Below are 14896 nucleotides of genomic sequence, written 5' to 3'. Positions count from 1 at the left end.
CAACTTCCTTCATAATATTATAGCTTCATTGTCATTAATAAGCATACGGATCTACCCGGAATTGCTGTGTCTTGTTCAATAATAATTGGTAGAATTCTTATTTTATACCCCAAAGGCTCCAAAGCACATATTCTTGTGCAGTATTTCCAACTTGCTAAAGCCTAGCTTTTTCATAAGCTCCATCTGGTACGTCATAGATCTGGGGGAATCCTCTTTGTCCACATAATCCAACACCTTTTTTCTATAGTCCTTTCCGCCCAATTCCTCCAAATAGTCCCCATATCTTTCCCAGATATATTCATTTAGTATTTCGCTGTCTTGCGTAACCAGGTCCGAAATCATTAAGCAACCTCCCGGTTTTAGCAGGTCATATATCTTCCTAAAGGTTGTTTCCCAATCTTGGTCGTCCCTTAAATGGTGAAGCACGGCCCCTGCCAAAATGATATCGAAATGGTTTTGCTTTAAGGAAACCTCCCTGACATCTCCCTTTACTAAATGCACCTTTTTATTGGTCTGTTCAGATACCCTTTCCAAGGCCTTGTCCAACATTGCCCCACTAAGATCTACCAAGGTACATTCCAGATTGGGAAGCTTGGAGAGCATTTTTAGCGAATAGTTTCCTGCCCCACACCCAATGTCCAATAATTGCTCGGCATTGGGGGCAATTCTCTTGGCTGCTTCGGTTATCAGCTCCAAGGAAATTTTTGCGTCGATGGTGGTAAGTTGCCCGGTGTCCAAATTGGAGAAACGCTCCACATCCTTGTCGAAACGTTCCCTGATCTCCGTTATGGTTGATTTTTTCATTACTTGTTAAGTATATATAAGTGCTACTTTTTTATGATTCGGCCAGGGCCATAATCTTTTCCCAAACACTATCGCTAACAGGCATCCCGTTCTTTAGATTTTCTTCTCTGGTAAGGGCACTCCTTTCCCCTGGATAATAAATTTTATCTCCGGCCTGCATGGGTTCTACATCATGGGTATAGTCAATAATTTCATTTAATAGTTTTTCCTGAAGTGCCTTGTCTTTAAAAACCTCTTGGTATATGCAGAGGTATACCTGGGATATTCCTGTTTCAAAGTTCTTTTGCCCTACTTTATAGGTAGAATTCCCGGCGGACAATAAGGTGGCCAACATATCCAAAATTATGGATAGGGCCGAACCTTTCCAATAGCCAATGGGCAGGCCGCGTTCCTTTATCGTAATTTTCTCTGGATCGTTGGAAAGCTCGTCATTGGCATCCCATCCCCCTGGGAAGGGAAGTTTTTTACCCCTTAGTTTATAGTCGTTGATCTTTCCGAAAGCGAACTGGGAAATGGCCATATCCAGTATTACATTTCCCCCCTTGCGTGGAATGGATACAATGAACGGGTTATTGCCAATTCGGCTGTCCTTACCGCCCCAAGGCGGCATATTGGGCTGTGTATTGGTAAATAGGATGGAAATGCAACCGGCGTCCGCAGCCAGTTTTCCATAGGTGCCGCCGCGCATCCAGTGATTGGTGTTGCGTAAGGCTACAAGACCCATGCCGTGTGTTTTTGCCAGTTCCACAGCCCGGTGGGTACACTTGGTAGCATTAATGATACCCGGGCCATAATTCCCGTCCCACCGTTCGATACTTCCAAAAGATTCCACTTTTTCAGCCTCGGCATCAATCTTAACGGAACTGTTTTCCACATATTCCAGAAAAAGGGGAACGCGATTAATTCCGTGTGAATTTACCCCTGCCAGCGTACTCTCGGTATAGGTTTGGGCCAGTAAATGAGCCTTTTCCTGGGGGAATCTATATTTTAGGAACAGTTTGTAAAGTACATCCTGCATTTGTTGGGACGAAATCTGCATGGTTTTGTTCATTTAAAATTGATTATTGAATTGTTTAGGGTGGTTGATTTCTGAGCTGAATTATATTCATCATGTGACCCTTCCCGATTAAATGTACGAAAACTATTTTTTTGCAATTAATTTGTGGGATAATGATATGAAGAGTATCCTTTGAAAATCCAATATCCTTTATATTCCAAGATCTTGGTTTATATTTAATGGTATTTTGAACCGTATATTATTGTTTGTACATTTTTCCTTCCCTTACTACATTTTTACCATTAACGGTCATGGTAGATTTATAGGTAAAACAATTCCCCTCTATGTTTATTACTTCCATCAAAATACCATTAATTTGATTAATATATTTTTGGGCCACTGTAAGTACTGATTTGGATTCGTCATAGGTTAGGCGAAAAGTACAGTCATTTATCCATTCAATTTTGGAATGTTCAATTTTAGGAGCAGTCGAACCCTGTTCGTTTCCCGGAATTTCTACCTTATTTTCCGTTTGGTAATTCCCTTCCCTGACCAATCTCCATGTTACTGGGGCTGCCCCGCTTGTGTGGACCAAAAAGGTACCATTTGTAAAGTCTGTACAATCCAGTTCCTGTGCGCTGGCGAATATTCCGGATAATGCTAAAATAAATAGGGTGGTTTTCTTCATAAGAGGCGCAAAGATGTGACTTAATACAATATTTTCAAATCCAATTCAGATTTAATACAATCTATTTTGGCAATTAAGTACAACAGTCTCCTAGAACCATGCGTTACAGGTTTTAAGTAGCTAATTTTAGTTTAAGAAGCGGTTATCAGAAATGATAAGGTATCCAATACTTTGTAAATCCTGTTATTTTTAGGGTCATACTGGATCCTGGAATAGATTACAAGTTCTTTGTTTTTGTTTTGTCTATTAGTAATTCCCTTCAAAAAAGGTTCAACAACAATCTCGTATAACCGTGGGTTAAGGGTTTCTATACATGAACTTTCAGTCTGGTATTTGACGTTGGTAATTCGGATATAATTTACGCCTTGTTGTGCCTAGTGTATTTTTAATCATTTTGCTGTTATTTGATATGGTGTTTCAGGAAAACCAAAAAGAATTGCTTTTTCCTCGTCAATTTCCTTAATTCCGATAAGTGTACTTCTTTCTCCATTTTCATACATCGAAGCAAAATATGTTCCCTGAAGTTTTTCCAACACTAATTTCCGTCCCTCTATATTAAGTCTTTTGTTAATTTTATTTATTGTCGGATTATCCAAAATCTTATTAAACACGAAGGGGATTTTTTCATCATTCCATTCAGCTTCGAATTCGAGTGCCTGAATTTTCTTTGCGGTCAATTCTGTTTTTGTAGGTCTTATTCTTTCGTAATCCGTAGCAAATTCGGTATCTTCTATAAGCGATTCTGTTTCGCTAATAACTGTATGGGTTTTTCCCATTCTGAATATTCTTATCCGATTTTCATTAATAAACACATATTTGGTTTCTGAAAAATTTTCAATCCTTTCATGTACTTTTTTCGATAATCCGCCTACGCTTTTTTTCTCTAACCTAAAGTGAATAATTTGATTGTTCTCAAATTCAATAAATTCAGGCGGACAATAATCTGACCCTTTTTTAATCTTTAACCAAGTTCCATCAAATATCTCCATTTTATAAATCATTATAACGTTTTCCCTACATAGAGCACAATTGTTGTGTTATTAGAAGTAGGAGAGCAAACTATCCTTTGCTTTCCGCAAATCAGAAAACAAAACCTTTCCGATTTTGAGATCTCGGAAATTTGGACAAAATTAGGAATAGAAACCCAGGCCTGCATTGCTTCATAGGTTTTATTGGCAACATTTAAATCTTTTCCAAAAATTCCATCAATTTTATTTTGGCGTCTCGTTTAGCTTTAAAATCCCCATCATCATTTCCGCCAAATTCATATTCATAATTTTTTCCACCAATATTAATTGTTCCAGTGCTATAACTGGTATTGTCATCGGGATTACTAGAAATTAAGTGTCCGGCGTTTTCATATTTTATATTCTGAAAAGAGTATTTAAAACTATGGGCCTGCAATCTTTTTTCTATCATATCTGCCATTATGGATGATGGCCAAACCTGATCATCACGTCCAGAAAAAAGTAGAACAGGTCCATTGGTCTTTTCTACTTTGATTGCCGCTTGTTCTATGAAATCTGTTTTTTGCAACCCCTTTTTCCAATATTCCAGCATGTTAATACGATTCAATTGGTTGCCTGTGATTTTATCCATAGGGACGTATGGAATATCAACCCCCTTATATTTCCAACTCGATTTCAATTCGTTGGAATTGTATGGTAAAACTGTATTTGACCAGGTGACAGCGCTTGGTGCGTAGGCAACAACTCCGCTAATGGATTCGGGAAATATGGAAGCAAGTACTAATGCCAATTCCGCATTTCTAGATGCTCCCATCACAATTATTTTAGTTGGATCAACTTCTGGTTGTACTTTTAACCATGCCAAAGCTTTTTCAAAGTATTCCAAATTGATTTCTTCAGGTAACTGGGGTAAACCCTCTCTTTGAATATAGGGTAATGATAGGCCACTATATCCCTTATTGGCAAATAGTTGACCCCAATAATCTCCCCATGGTCCTCCACCTATCAAAACTATTGATACTTTTTTATTGGTATCGGTTTTTGCAAAATAATTTGCCTGAAAACCATTTTCATTTATAGCTCTCGCCTTTACACCACTGAATAGTATACTGTCCGCTATAAAATATCCTACGACTAAGAATATGGTAATTCCGATCCCTATAATATACTTTCTGCGTTTGCCCATTTGTTGAGTATGTTGCTTACAATAATGTTGGATTATATCTGCCCAATATAGGAAATCTTTAAAACCCATCTGTACTTTGTCCGAAATGTCCGGTATTTCAATTGGCGATTATGTGAATTTACGAAGACTGGATTATTCTAGTGGGATTTTACCATTGCTGCATCTTTACTTTCATAAAAAGGAATGTATAGCAGCCATTTGATATCCTTTGCAGATACACTAAGGGTAATCCCCTCTGTATTTTCCGCTTTAATTTTCGCCTTAATTTTTGGCATAGCTTTTTCTGAAGGCAAAATCAACCATACGAAAGTGGCATCGGAACTAATATTGGTAGAATACGAACTGGTGGTATTGGGACTATAGATATTGTATTCGGGACTATACCAACCTTGTATTTCTGGGGTTTCCTGCCCTTTGATAAAACTTGGATTAATTTTTTGCCTGCCTACAGGGATAATTGCGAGATTGCCCCTATCGTTGGCAGTTTTCACTATCAATTTTTCTTTTTCCACCTTATTATCAGGATGCCAATGCCAAAGGGCTTCAATGGTACGGGGCCTGTCTGTTTCAACCCGATCCACCACTACCCAGAATTCGTTACGAACATAGAACAATGCCCTGGTATGTTTTGCCTTTCCTGCCATATCTTGAAATTGATCAAAGGAATTTGAAGCGTAATCAAAATCCTCCGTTATTTTAAAGTGACTGTCCGCCAAGGGTTCTTGGGCAATTTTAGGCCCGTTGGTTTGTCCTTTACCATCTATTAAAATCAAGTTATGCCCGGCACTGCCCTTGGCATAGGAACGGAATTTCTCCGCTACCTCCCCGGTATAGGCAAATCTTCCCGAGTCTACCAGAAAATCTCTGCCATAGGCCGAAATGGAAAGATGGAGTTTGTCATTGTGTTGATGGCCACTGCCCCAAGGTCCCATATCAAAGAAAGACCAATGGGCATCTTGGTCGAAGCCACTTCTGGAAACAAAATGCCCTGCCCAGGGATAAAAATAGGAGGGACCGTCCTCTGGTTGTCTACCTGTTTCTCCATTGGTAACGATGTATTCCCAATCTTTATGGCCAAATTTTTGAGCTACCTTTAATATAAGGTTTTTATCACTTCCCCTATCACCGTCATTGTTCATTATTCTATAGCCACTGGGTCTTACCATATGGGCAATATATCCGTACATTGCCTCAATAGTACGTTCGTAGAAATCGGGCAACTTCCTATCTGCCTTTTCGCAGATTTCCTTGAAAAGTTCAAAACTGTTTAAGGATACGTTGTGGTAATGCGAACTTAGTTCAGTCTGTACCCCATCGGCATACACCTGATCTTTCATGCTTTTCACCATAGTTTCAATGGCATAGTCCAGCCATTCTTCTGATTTTCTGTATTCCGGAAAATAGGCGGCTACAGTTGCCAATGAGGAAATTTCCATGGTGAGCCAATTATTACTACTGTGGAAATTTCTGTTGTAATGGGCATGGTCTGGTAAGCTACTGAGCAACAGTAATTGTGTGGCAGGGGAAATATATTCACTGTTTATTAATCCAAAAAATATTTTGGTCCACACTTTGGCTCGGGCCGCAACCTCCAATCCCCGCCATATGGAAGTGTTACTTTTTATTCCCGGGTAGGGCATGCCCATGATGATAAAATCTTTTAAAAACAGGTCTATATATTGGGCGTATTTGGGGTTGCCGGTTTCCAAATAAGTGTGAAGCACCCTGTTCAATTGACTATGCCTATTGGAAAGCCAAGCCCATTCCTTGTCATTATTGGGGCCTTTGTAGTACCAATCGCGATGTCCATCTTCCAGATAGGGGACTTTTCCCCGTACATTCTGTATTACAAAAACATTGGTCAGAATGGTATCGGCTGCGGCTACCTGCTGTGTAGTTGTTGTTGGGATTTCCTTGCGCAGATCGGAGGCCATGGTACCCTTTTTATAATAGGCCAATAATTCTTTGCACGCTTCCAGGTTATTACCAGTGCTATAAGCAAGTTTTACCTTTTCGAGCCCCGTATACTCTAAATTGAATTGATTCAGCATATTTTCGATCGTCTCGGGATAGGCGGTGATAAGATCTTCTGCAGTGCTTATACTTTTCCAATTTTGTTGGGCGGTAAGCTGTTGTGCAATACAAATAAATAAGAGTATTAGTGAGAATGGATTGATGACTTTTAACATGCGATTAGGGTTGACTAAATTTGTTTATGGTAATTTTCTTGGCAGGATCTGCTTGGGTACTCCAGATAACCAATTTCCCCTTACTGTTTACCTGCAAACCTACCGCCGCATTAAAATCGGCCCCATTCTTACAATTAAAGGATTTGGTATCCACTTTTTCCATAATGGGTTCAAAAGGTCCAAGTTTGCTTACAAGGATCAGATCGGCCGTTGCTAGGGAACCTTTTTTATAAAAACCCAAGGCGTAGATGGATGTATGATCCTTGAGAAGGTTAATGGCCTGATAGCTTCCCCATTCTGTGGGCGCAGTAAAACTATACAGTAATTGCTGTTTCCCACTTTTAGGTTTTATATGGTAGAAGTCCCAGTTGCGGGAGTCCCAATTGGCCACTATCGATAAGAATCCATCCTCAATGGCCAATAATCCCGATGCACCGGCGGTTTGCCGTTTGGGTTCGCCTTCCCGGCCTATGGTAACACTGGGCAGGGCGTTGGTCAATTCATTGTTTTGGTAATTATAAAGGCATACTCGTGAAGTGGTCTTTATAATATTATCCTCTATGCCGACAATTAAATACGGTTCGCTTACCTGGATTCCCCCAGCATGCCGGAAAGGATCTTTCATTAAAGGAATTAGGGATTCTGATGTACGTGAGTTAAGATCTATTTGCAAAACATAGGCCTTGGATCGGGAACTCCCAGAAACAAGCAGTTTTTCAGCTCCGTTTTTAATTATGTGTTGCACCCCCTGAAAATGACCATTGCGGTGAGGCACTTTAATTCGGTTGTTGATAAGGATCACTTCCGGTTCCAAACTTATTGCATCAAAAGCTTGGGGTACATTGGCTACCTGCTGCCCCCAACCCAAGATTGAATTAAGTAAGAGGTAGGCTATTAAAAATGTTTTTAAGAATTGACTTGGTGTGTCCAAAACAAAATGAATTTAGTTATTATCAATTTTTTAGTTTTTTATGGTTTACCCTCACCTTAAATAAAAATAAAAACAAGGTATGTATTTTTAATTTCAATAGAAGAGGCCTAAACCCACTGTTTTGATTTGTAAATATGGCTAATTTTTATAGTTTAAACGATTAAATATCTATCTTGGAACTGATTTTTCTCAAATATTATCCAAAAATCCCATTATGTTCAAAATGTTTAAACCTAAAGCCCTTACCCTTGGAATAATTCTATTATTTTTATTAAACCCCAGTAATGCTTGGTCCCAAACCAATTATTCGGTCTTGGATTTTTGGAAGTATTATTCCGATGCAGAAAATCAACTTTACAAACAACAAGCTGAAATATCGTTTCAAAGTCTTGCCAAGCGAAAAGAATCCATATCCAAGCTCCATACCAAGACAGATTGGGAGGGGAGACAAGGCTGGGTGAAAGGGAAACTACAGGAGTCCATAGGGGATTTTCCGGAAAGGACACCCTTGAACCCTATAATTACCAAAAGGATTAAAAAGGATGGGTATAGCGTAGAAAAATTGTATTTCGAATCCATACCGGGGGTCAAGGTCACTGCCGCCTTTTTTATTCCCCATGGGAAAAGGAAGAATCTGCCAACTATTATTTATTGCAGTGGGCATAGCGATTTGGCATTTAGAAGTGATATCTATCAGCATGTAATCCTCAACCTTGTTAAAAAGGGCTTTGCCGTCTTTGCTTTTGATCCTTACGGACAAGGGGAAAGATTACAGTATTTTGATCAACACCTGGGCAAGTCACGCTTTAGTCCAACACGTGAGCATTCCTATCCCGGGGCACAGCTTTTTATAAATGGATCCTCCACGGCCAAGTACATGATATGGGACGGTATAAGGGCAGTAGATTACTTGCTTACCCGCAAGGAAGTGGATCCCGAACGTATTGGTATTACCGGTAGGTCTGGAGGTGGAACCCAGTCATCCCACATTGCGGCCTTTGATGGGCGCATTAAAGCTTCGGCACCGGAATGTTATATCACCACCATGGAATATCAATTGAAATCTGGAGGGCCACAGGATGCGGAACAGAATTTCCCCAAGGGTATCCAACTTGGTTTGGACCATGCTGATCTTTTGCAGGTGAGGGCTCCCAAACCAACACTTATGATCACTACAACCCGAGACATTTTTAGTATTCAAGGGGCTCGGGATACCTATGAGGAAACAAAAAGGGCCTACAAAACATTGGGCAAAGAAGGAAATTTGTTGATGGTAGAGGACAATGCTGGGCATCAATCTACCCTAAATAATAGGGAAGCCATGTATGCTTTTTTTCAAAAGCATTTGGATAATCCGGGAAATTCCAAGGATGAGGAAGTAGTTATTTTTCCTGTGGAAGAATTGTATGTTACGGAAACCGGTCAACTTTCAACTTCGGTAGGGAGCAAATTTTTGTTCCACTTGAATAGCGATCGGACCAAGAAAAATTTGGTTCTATTGAATGAGGGTCGGCAGAATTTGAACCAACATTTAATAAATTTAAAACAAAAAGTAAAAGCAATTTCGGGTTATACAGAGACAGCCAAGAAAGCAAAATTGATATTTTCCGGTCAAACAGAATTTGAGGCCTATTTTCTTAATAAATATCTTATTAAGGAAGAAGGGGATAAAATAATTCCGTTTATAACCTTCGTACCCAAACATCCTATGGGCGGCTTAGTACTTTATTTGGATAATATGAAGGACAAGGAGTCCAGCGATGCCTATGCCATCCCTATACAAATGGCTCAAAAAGGTGTTACCGTAATTGTGCCTGACTTACCCGGCTATGGTGAATTGGGACCTGGGTATTTAAAAGGGGATGCTTACTTTGAAAATACCTCTTACAATCAATGGTTTGCAGGTATTTTGAACGGTAAAAGTACGGTTGCCATTCATGTGGAAGCGATAGAAACACTGTTGCAAGTTTGTAAAACGGATTTGAAATTAGACGATAAAGAAATTATGGGGATATCCAAAGGGGGGTTTAATTCCAGCCTGTTGCACGCTGCAGTTTTAGGGGTAGATTTTAAAGGTATGTTGTTTTTGGACCCATTGCTTTCCTTCCAATCCGTTGTTTCTGACAAAAACTATAACCCTGCCCATATACCATTTACCGTTGCCGGTGCCTTGCCTAATTATGACCTGCAGGATCTGTCGGCAGCTTTTGCTCCAAAGAAACTAAAGATAATTACTGAGAGCGATACTTTGGCAGCTGAGCAGTTTAAGAAGTCTTGTGAATTTGTTGCCAAACGTTATGAATCCATGGACGAGGCCAATAATTTTTCTATCACAAAGATTAATGCAGCGAGGGAAGCGATGAATTTAATAAATGCGTTTATATCGGACTTTTAACGGGTTATCATTTAACTAACCATACGTATTATGAAACTAAATTTAATTCTTGCTTTAGGAATTTTAAGTATAGTGGCCTGCAAAGATGCTCAACCCGTGATGGCGTTGTCAACGGAGCATGGCCTTCTATTTGACAAAGCGGATGAAAATGCCATTTTGGCCAATGAGGGATTTATTAGGAGTGGGAAATTTGTTCAAGGCTGGTTGGAGATGGCTGATCCTGAATCTGGACTAATCCCGAGAAACCTTGAAACTGACAAGGACATATGGAATGCAAAGGATGCCGCCGCCGATAATTATCCATTTATGGTACTTACTTCTTTTTTTACGGATCAGGATTTATTTGATGGGACCATGCTGGAGATGCTAAATGCCGAAAAAAAACTCACTTCCAGGGTCAATACCCTTCCCGATACCTATTCTTTTTCCAAAAAGGGTTTTCAAAATGAAAAATTGGATATGGCCGAAATTATTTTTGGTTCTTCGGAATATATTAAGGATGGCTTACTGCCCCTTACGGAATGGCTGGGAAAAAGTCCATGGTCGGATAGAATGATGGAGATGCTGTACGATTTAAAAAGTGAAGTAAGTGTTGCCGATGGGATATCAAAGGTAGGTTCCAATGCATCGCGGGAAGAGGTGAACGGTGAATTGCTGCAAACCCTTTCCCGAATATACTGGATGACCGGTGATGAAAAGTTTCTGGACTGGGCCCTAACCATTGGCGACTATTATCTACTGGGAGACCATCATCCTACAAAGGATCTGGAATACCTTAGGCTCAGGGACCATGGGTGTGAGTTGATATCGGGTTTGTGCGAATTGTATGTGTCTACAAGCTTTGCCAAACCACAAAAAAGGGAAGCCTATAAAAAGCCTTTGCATGAGATGTTGGACAGGATTTTGGAAGTGGGAAGAAATGGGGATGGATTATTTTATGATGCCATAAATCCCCAAACAGGAGAGATTGTACAGAAAAGGCCTGCCGATAATTGGGGTTATACCCTTAATGGATTTTACGCTGTTTATCTGTTGGATCAGGATCCAAGTTATAAGGAAGCCATCTTGAAAATATATTCCAATTTAAACAAATATACCAACTTTGATTGGGAAAACGGCAGTGCCGATGGGTATGCGGATGCCATTGAAGGTGCCCTAAATTTATACAATCGGATTCCGGACCCCTCCATAGCCAAATGGATGGACAGTGAAATAAAAGTAATGTGGGCCATGCAGCAGGAAAATGGAATAATAGAGGGTTGGCATGGAGATGGCAACTTTGCCAGAACCACCATTATGTATAATTTGTGGAAAAGCAAAGGCTTGTACCTAAAGCCCTGGAGAGATGACCTGTTTCTAGGAGCGGAGCAAAAAGGGGATACCTTATTGATTACTATTAAATCTGAGTTGCCCTGGAAAGGAAAGCTGTACTTTGATAAACCTAGACATAAGGAAAATATGAAGTTACCTATGGATTGGGCCAGAATCAACCAATTTCCCGAGTGGTTTACGGCAGATAAGGATAGCGTATATACCTTAGTGGATTATGACAAGTCCGAACCTACTAAATATCAAGGCATACAGTTGATTGATGGTATTGATATTAAATTGGAGGATAACAAAAGAATGGTAGTGTATTAGCGGCTTAAATTTACCTAAATAGAAATCTAAATTCCCATTTATGATCCAACACACAGTAGTGCTAAAGTTAAAATATCCCAAAGGCTCGCCTGAAGAAAAAGAGTTTCTTGCTGAAGCGGCCAAATTGGCCTTGATACCTGGAGTCCATAATTTTCAATCCTTAAGACAAATAGGGAAGAAGAACGATTTTGATTATGGTTTGTCAATGGAATTTGACAATATGGCGGCATATTCAGCTTATAATATACATCCGGACCACAATAGGTTTGTGGCAACCTATTGGGCCAAATACGTAGAAAAGTTTTTGGAATTGGATTATGAGCCTATAATCTAATAACACACACTATAGAATACAGCTTTTCCATGGAAAAGCCAAGGGATTGAACAAGGTGTGGATGAGTGAATTTACAATTTTGTCCGTGGCTGATTTTGAAGTCGCGGGTCTTTTGACTTAATTGTGACCAGCCTATTTTCCATGACCTCTGTAATTCTCTCCATGGTCTCCACTTCAAGTCTATGCATGGCTTCATGGGTGTAAAAAGTGAGGTGGGGAAGTAGAATTACATTGTCCATTTCATAAAGCCTCTTTAACGGATGGTCAGTTTTGTTCAATGGCTCCTGACTGTATACATCCAAGCCGGCGCCAGCAATTTGTTTGTTCTCCAAGGCATTCAGGAGTGCCAATTCATCTATCAAGGCGCCTCGGGCGGAATTGATAATGATAGCGGTTTCTTTCATTACCGAAAATTCCTTTGAGCCTATGAGGTGTTTGGTTTCTTTGTTTAAAACAGCATGTAGGGAAATGAAATCGCACTCCTTGAGCATTTCGGTGAGGTCATCATATTTTTGAATCCCCCTTTCTGCCAATTTCTCTTTAGACTTGCTGGGGTCGTAACCAAGAACTTTTGCCCTGAATCCCAAGCCCGCCATCCTTGCCATGCTACTTCCTATTTTACCACAACCAATGATGCCGAGTGTTTTTCCGGCAATATCGTGTCCCAACCACTCGCTACTTGGCCATACCCAAGCTTTGCTGTTCATTTGTTTTTGTAGCACAGGGAGCTTTTTGGCCAGTGCAATGAGCATGGCAAATGCCCCCTCCGCAACGGTCTCCTCTGCGTATTCAGGAATATTGACCACTACTATTCCGCGTTCATTGGCAGCAGGAATATCAATGGCATCTATTCCTACTCCGTATTTTATTATTGCTTTGAGCTTTTTTGCAGCATCAATTGTTCTACGGCCAATAGGGGTGTAGCACATTAATAGGATGTCGCAATCCTCCAATTCTTGCATTAGAATTTCTTCCGATACCCCGTCTGGGAGCAATATCAGATCATGTCCATTTTCGCGAAGGCTTTGGTCTACATAGGGAGTCTCCAACTCCATGTCGGTTCTAACTATCTTCATAATACAAGCAATAGGTAACGGTTGGTTCTGTATGATGGCTGTCTAAATGTTGATATTCGGTATTACAACAAATTTAGAAAAGCTGTTGGAATTAAATGTAGTATTCCGAGGATTGTTTTATTTCCTTCAATACGAATGTACTGTTCAAGACACCAATGTTTTCTATTTTTGAAAGCTTGGTCTTTACAAAATCGTGGTAGTCCTCAAGGCTTTTGGTATGGATTTTTAAAATAAAATCTACTTGCCCTGCCAAATGGTAACATTCCTGTACCTCGTCCAGACTCTGTACCTGAGCCTCAAACTTCTCTATAAATGCTTCGTTGTGATACCGCATGGAAACCTGGCATATAACGGTTATGGAGCGGTCTATTTGTTTTTTGTCCAGAATGGCAACGTATTTTTTAATGACTCCTTGTTTTTCAAGTCTACGGATCCTTTCATAAACAGGGGAGGGGGTAAGATTAAGAATGGCTGCAATCTCCTTTGCCGTTTTTTTGGAATCTTTTTGCAAAATCCTTAGTATAGTAATGTCGGTATTATCTAGTTGCTCCATGGTAGTGGGAAAAATTACTTTAAAACATCCATTTTTTTATTTAAAAAAGCAAATATAACTTTAAAAATGGTGCATTTAAGTGATAATTACTTAATTATTCCTATTGTACTAATATAGTAATCGCTTTTTGTAATTTCGACAGTAATTAACACTTATGGTTAATAAGGCTAAAATAGTAAATTATGAAAGCAAAGGTTCTGGTAATTGGCGCCAATGGACAATTGGGATCCGTACTTGTTAAAGAGCTGCAACACCGCCATGGTTTGGACAATGTGGTAGCTTCGGATATAAATAAATCCCATAATTTCCATGGAGCATTTGAAGTGTTGGATGCTACCGATAAAACTCAATTATTAGAGGTGGTTGAGAGCTATGGCATTACCCAAATATATCATCTGGCGGCCATTTTATCCGCCAAGGGAGAAGCAAACCCGCTGACTACTTGGGATCTTAATATGAAAATGCTGTTTAATGTTTTGGAAGTTGCACGAGTGCAGGAGATGGATAAGGTCTTCTTTCCGAGTTCAATTGCCGTTTTTGGGGAAGATGCACCTTGGGTAAACACACCAAACAAAGCCTATCTTAACCCTGCTACCGTTTATGGCATGAGCAAGGCTGCCGGAGAACAATGGGCACAATATTATTTTTTAAGATATGGTCTGGATGTAAGGTCTCTTCGCTATCCCGGGGTTATAGGCTACCAATCTTTGCCAGGAGGCGGTACCACGGATTACGCCGTTGAAATTTTTCACAAGGCCGTCTTGGAAGAGGAATTTGTTTGTTTCCTGAATGAAGATACTACCTTGCCCATGATCTTTATGGACGATGCAATTAGGGCGACTATGGAATTAATGGAGGCACCTAAAAGAGATATTAAAATAAGAACGGCCTATAATCTTGCCGGGAGTAGTTTTTCCCCAGAGGATATAGTAAGGGAAATCCGTAAGTTCTATCCAGACTTTATGGTAAAATACGAGCCAGATTTTAGGCAGGACATTGCTGCCAAATGGCCCAAATCTATCAATGATGATGAGGCCGCATTGGATTGGGGGTGGAAACCGGAATACGATCTGGAAATGATCGTCAGCACTATGATCGAAAAACTAAAAGAGCAATACGTACCTCAGCAATAAA

General features: G+C 40.0%; 13 protein-coding genes. 4 read left to right on the top strand and 9 right to left on the bottom strand.

Features of this window, described 5'->3' with window-relative positions; all coding sequences use genetic code 11:
- Positions 1-102: 102 nt before the first annotated feature.
- From QSE00_RS10300 to QSE00_RS10270, 7 genes are all read right to left on the bottom strand, one after another.
- The gene (locus QSE00_RS10300) at positions 103-804 is read right to left on the bottom strand and encodes a class I SAM-dependent methyltransferase (RefSeq protein WP_286105882.1); all 702 of its coding nucleotides are present in this window, start codon (positions 802-804) and stop codon (positions 103-105) included.
- A 31-nt stretch (positions 805-835) separates the two neighbouring features.
- Positions 836-1855 carry a 3-dehydro-L-gulonate 2-dehydrogenase gene (yiaK, locus tag QSE00_RS10295; RefSeq protein WP_286105881.1) on the bottom strand — a complete coding sequence of 340 codons (1020 nt, stop codon included), beginning with the start codon at positions 1853-1855 and terminating at the stop codon, positions 836-838.
- A gap of 205 nt (positions 1856-2060) precedes the next feature.
- A complete protein-coding gene (locus QSE00_RS10290) occupies positions 2061-2489 on the bottom strand; it encodes a hypothetical protein (RefSeq protein WP_286105880.1) in 429 nt (142 codons plus the stop codon).
- Between the two features lie 389 nt (positions 2490-2878).
- Entirely contained in the window at positions 2879-3478 is a 600-nt protein-coding gene (locus QSE00_RS10285; protein ID WP_146216329.1) for a hypothetical protein, read from the bottom strand.
- 193 nt (positions 3479-3671) lie between these two features.
- On the bottom strand, positions 3672-4643 hold the full coding sequence (locus tag QSE00_RS10280; RefSeq protein WP_286105879.1) for an acyl-CoA thioester hydrolase/BAAT C-terminal domain-containing protein: 972 nt from the start codon (positions 4641-4643) through the stop codon (positions 3672-3674).
- A 137-nt stretch (positions 4644-4780) separates the two neighbouring features.
- Positions 4781-6832: an alginate lyase family protein gene (locus QSE00_RS10275; RefSeq protein WP_286105878.1), complete on the bottom strand. Its 2052-nt coding sequence runs from the start codon at positions 6830-6832 to the stop codon at positions 4781-4783.
- A gap of 4 nt (positions 6833-6836) precedes the next feature.
- On the bottom strand, positions 6837-7763 hold the full coding sequence (locus tag QSE00_RS10270) for a hypothetical protein (RefSeq protein WP_286105877.1): 927 nt from the start codon (positions 7761-7763) through the stop codon (positions 6837-6839).
- Between the two features lie 214 nt (positions 7764-7977).
- Here QSE00_RS10270 and QSE00_RS10265 point away from each other — a divergent pair, with 214 nt between their 5' ends.
- Genes QSE00_RS10265 through QSE00_RS10255 form a run of 3 tightly spaced genes read left to right on the top strand, consistent with a single transcriptional unit; the run spans position 7978 to position 12133 of the window.
- Positions 7978-10158 carry an alpha/beta hydrolase family protein gene (locus QSE00_RS10265; protein ID WP_286105876.1) on the top strand — a complete coding sequence of 727 codons (2181 nt, stop codon included), beginning with the start codon at positions 7978-7980 and terminating at the stop codon, positions 10156-10158.
- 30 nt (positions 10159-10188) lie between these two features.
- Positions 10189-11799, top strand: a complete 1611-nt coding sequence (locus tag QSE00_RS10260) for a hypothetical protein (protein ID WP_286105875.1) — start codon at positions 10189-10191, stop codon at positions 11797-11799.
- A gap of 40 nt (positions 11800-11839) precedes the next feature.
- Positions 11840-12133 (top strand): Dabb family protein, encoded by a 294-nt coding sequence (locus QSE00_RS10255; RefSeq protein ID WP_286105874.1) that lies wholly within the window; start codon positions 11840-11842, stop codon positions 12131-12133.
- A gap of 71 nt (positions 12134-12204) precedes the next feature.
- Here QSE00_RS10255 and QSE00_RS10250 read toward each other — a convergent pair whose 3' ends face one another.
- Both QSE00_RS10250 and QSE00_RS10245 read right to left on the bottom strand, forming a co-directional pair.
- On the bottom strand, positions 12205-13209 hold the full coding sequence (locus tag QSE00_RS10250) for a 2-hydroxyacid dehydrogenase (protein WP_286105873.1): 1005 nt from the start codon (positions 13207-13209) through the stop codon (positions 12205-12207).
- 91 nt (positions 13210-13300) lie between these two features.
- Complete coding sequence (locus QSE00_RS10245; RefSeq protein WP_110356897.1) at positions 13301-13762, bottom strand: Lrp/AsnC family transcriptional regulator; 462 nt, start codon at positions 13760-13762, stop codon at positions 13301-13303.
- A 182-nt stretch (positions 13763-13944) separates the two neighbouring features.
- Between QSE00_RS10245 and QSE00_RS10240 the strand changes: the two genes are divergently transcribed.
- Positions 13945-14895 carry an NAD-dependent epimerase/dehydratase family protein gene (locus QSE00_RS10240; protein WP_286105872.1) on the top strand — a complete coding sequence of 317 codons (951 nt, stop codon included), beginning with the start codon at positions 13945-13947 and terminating at the stop codon, positions 14893-14895.
- The last annotated feature ends 1 nt before the right edge of the window (position 14896 follow it).

Origin of the sequence: Arenibacter flavimaris (assembly GCF_030291335.1) — a bacterium.
Classification (GTDB): Bacteria; Bacteroidota; Bacteroidia; order Flavobacteriales; family Flavobacteriaceae; genus Arenibacter.
Note: the sequence above shows the minus strand (reverse complement) of the source record. Positions and strands in the feature narration are given on the sequence as shown.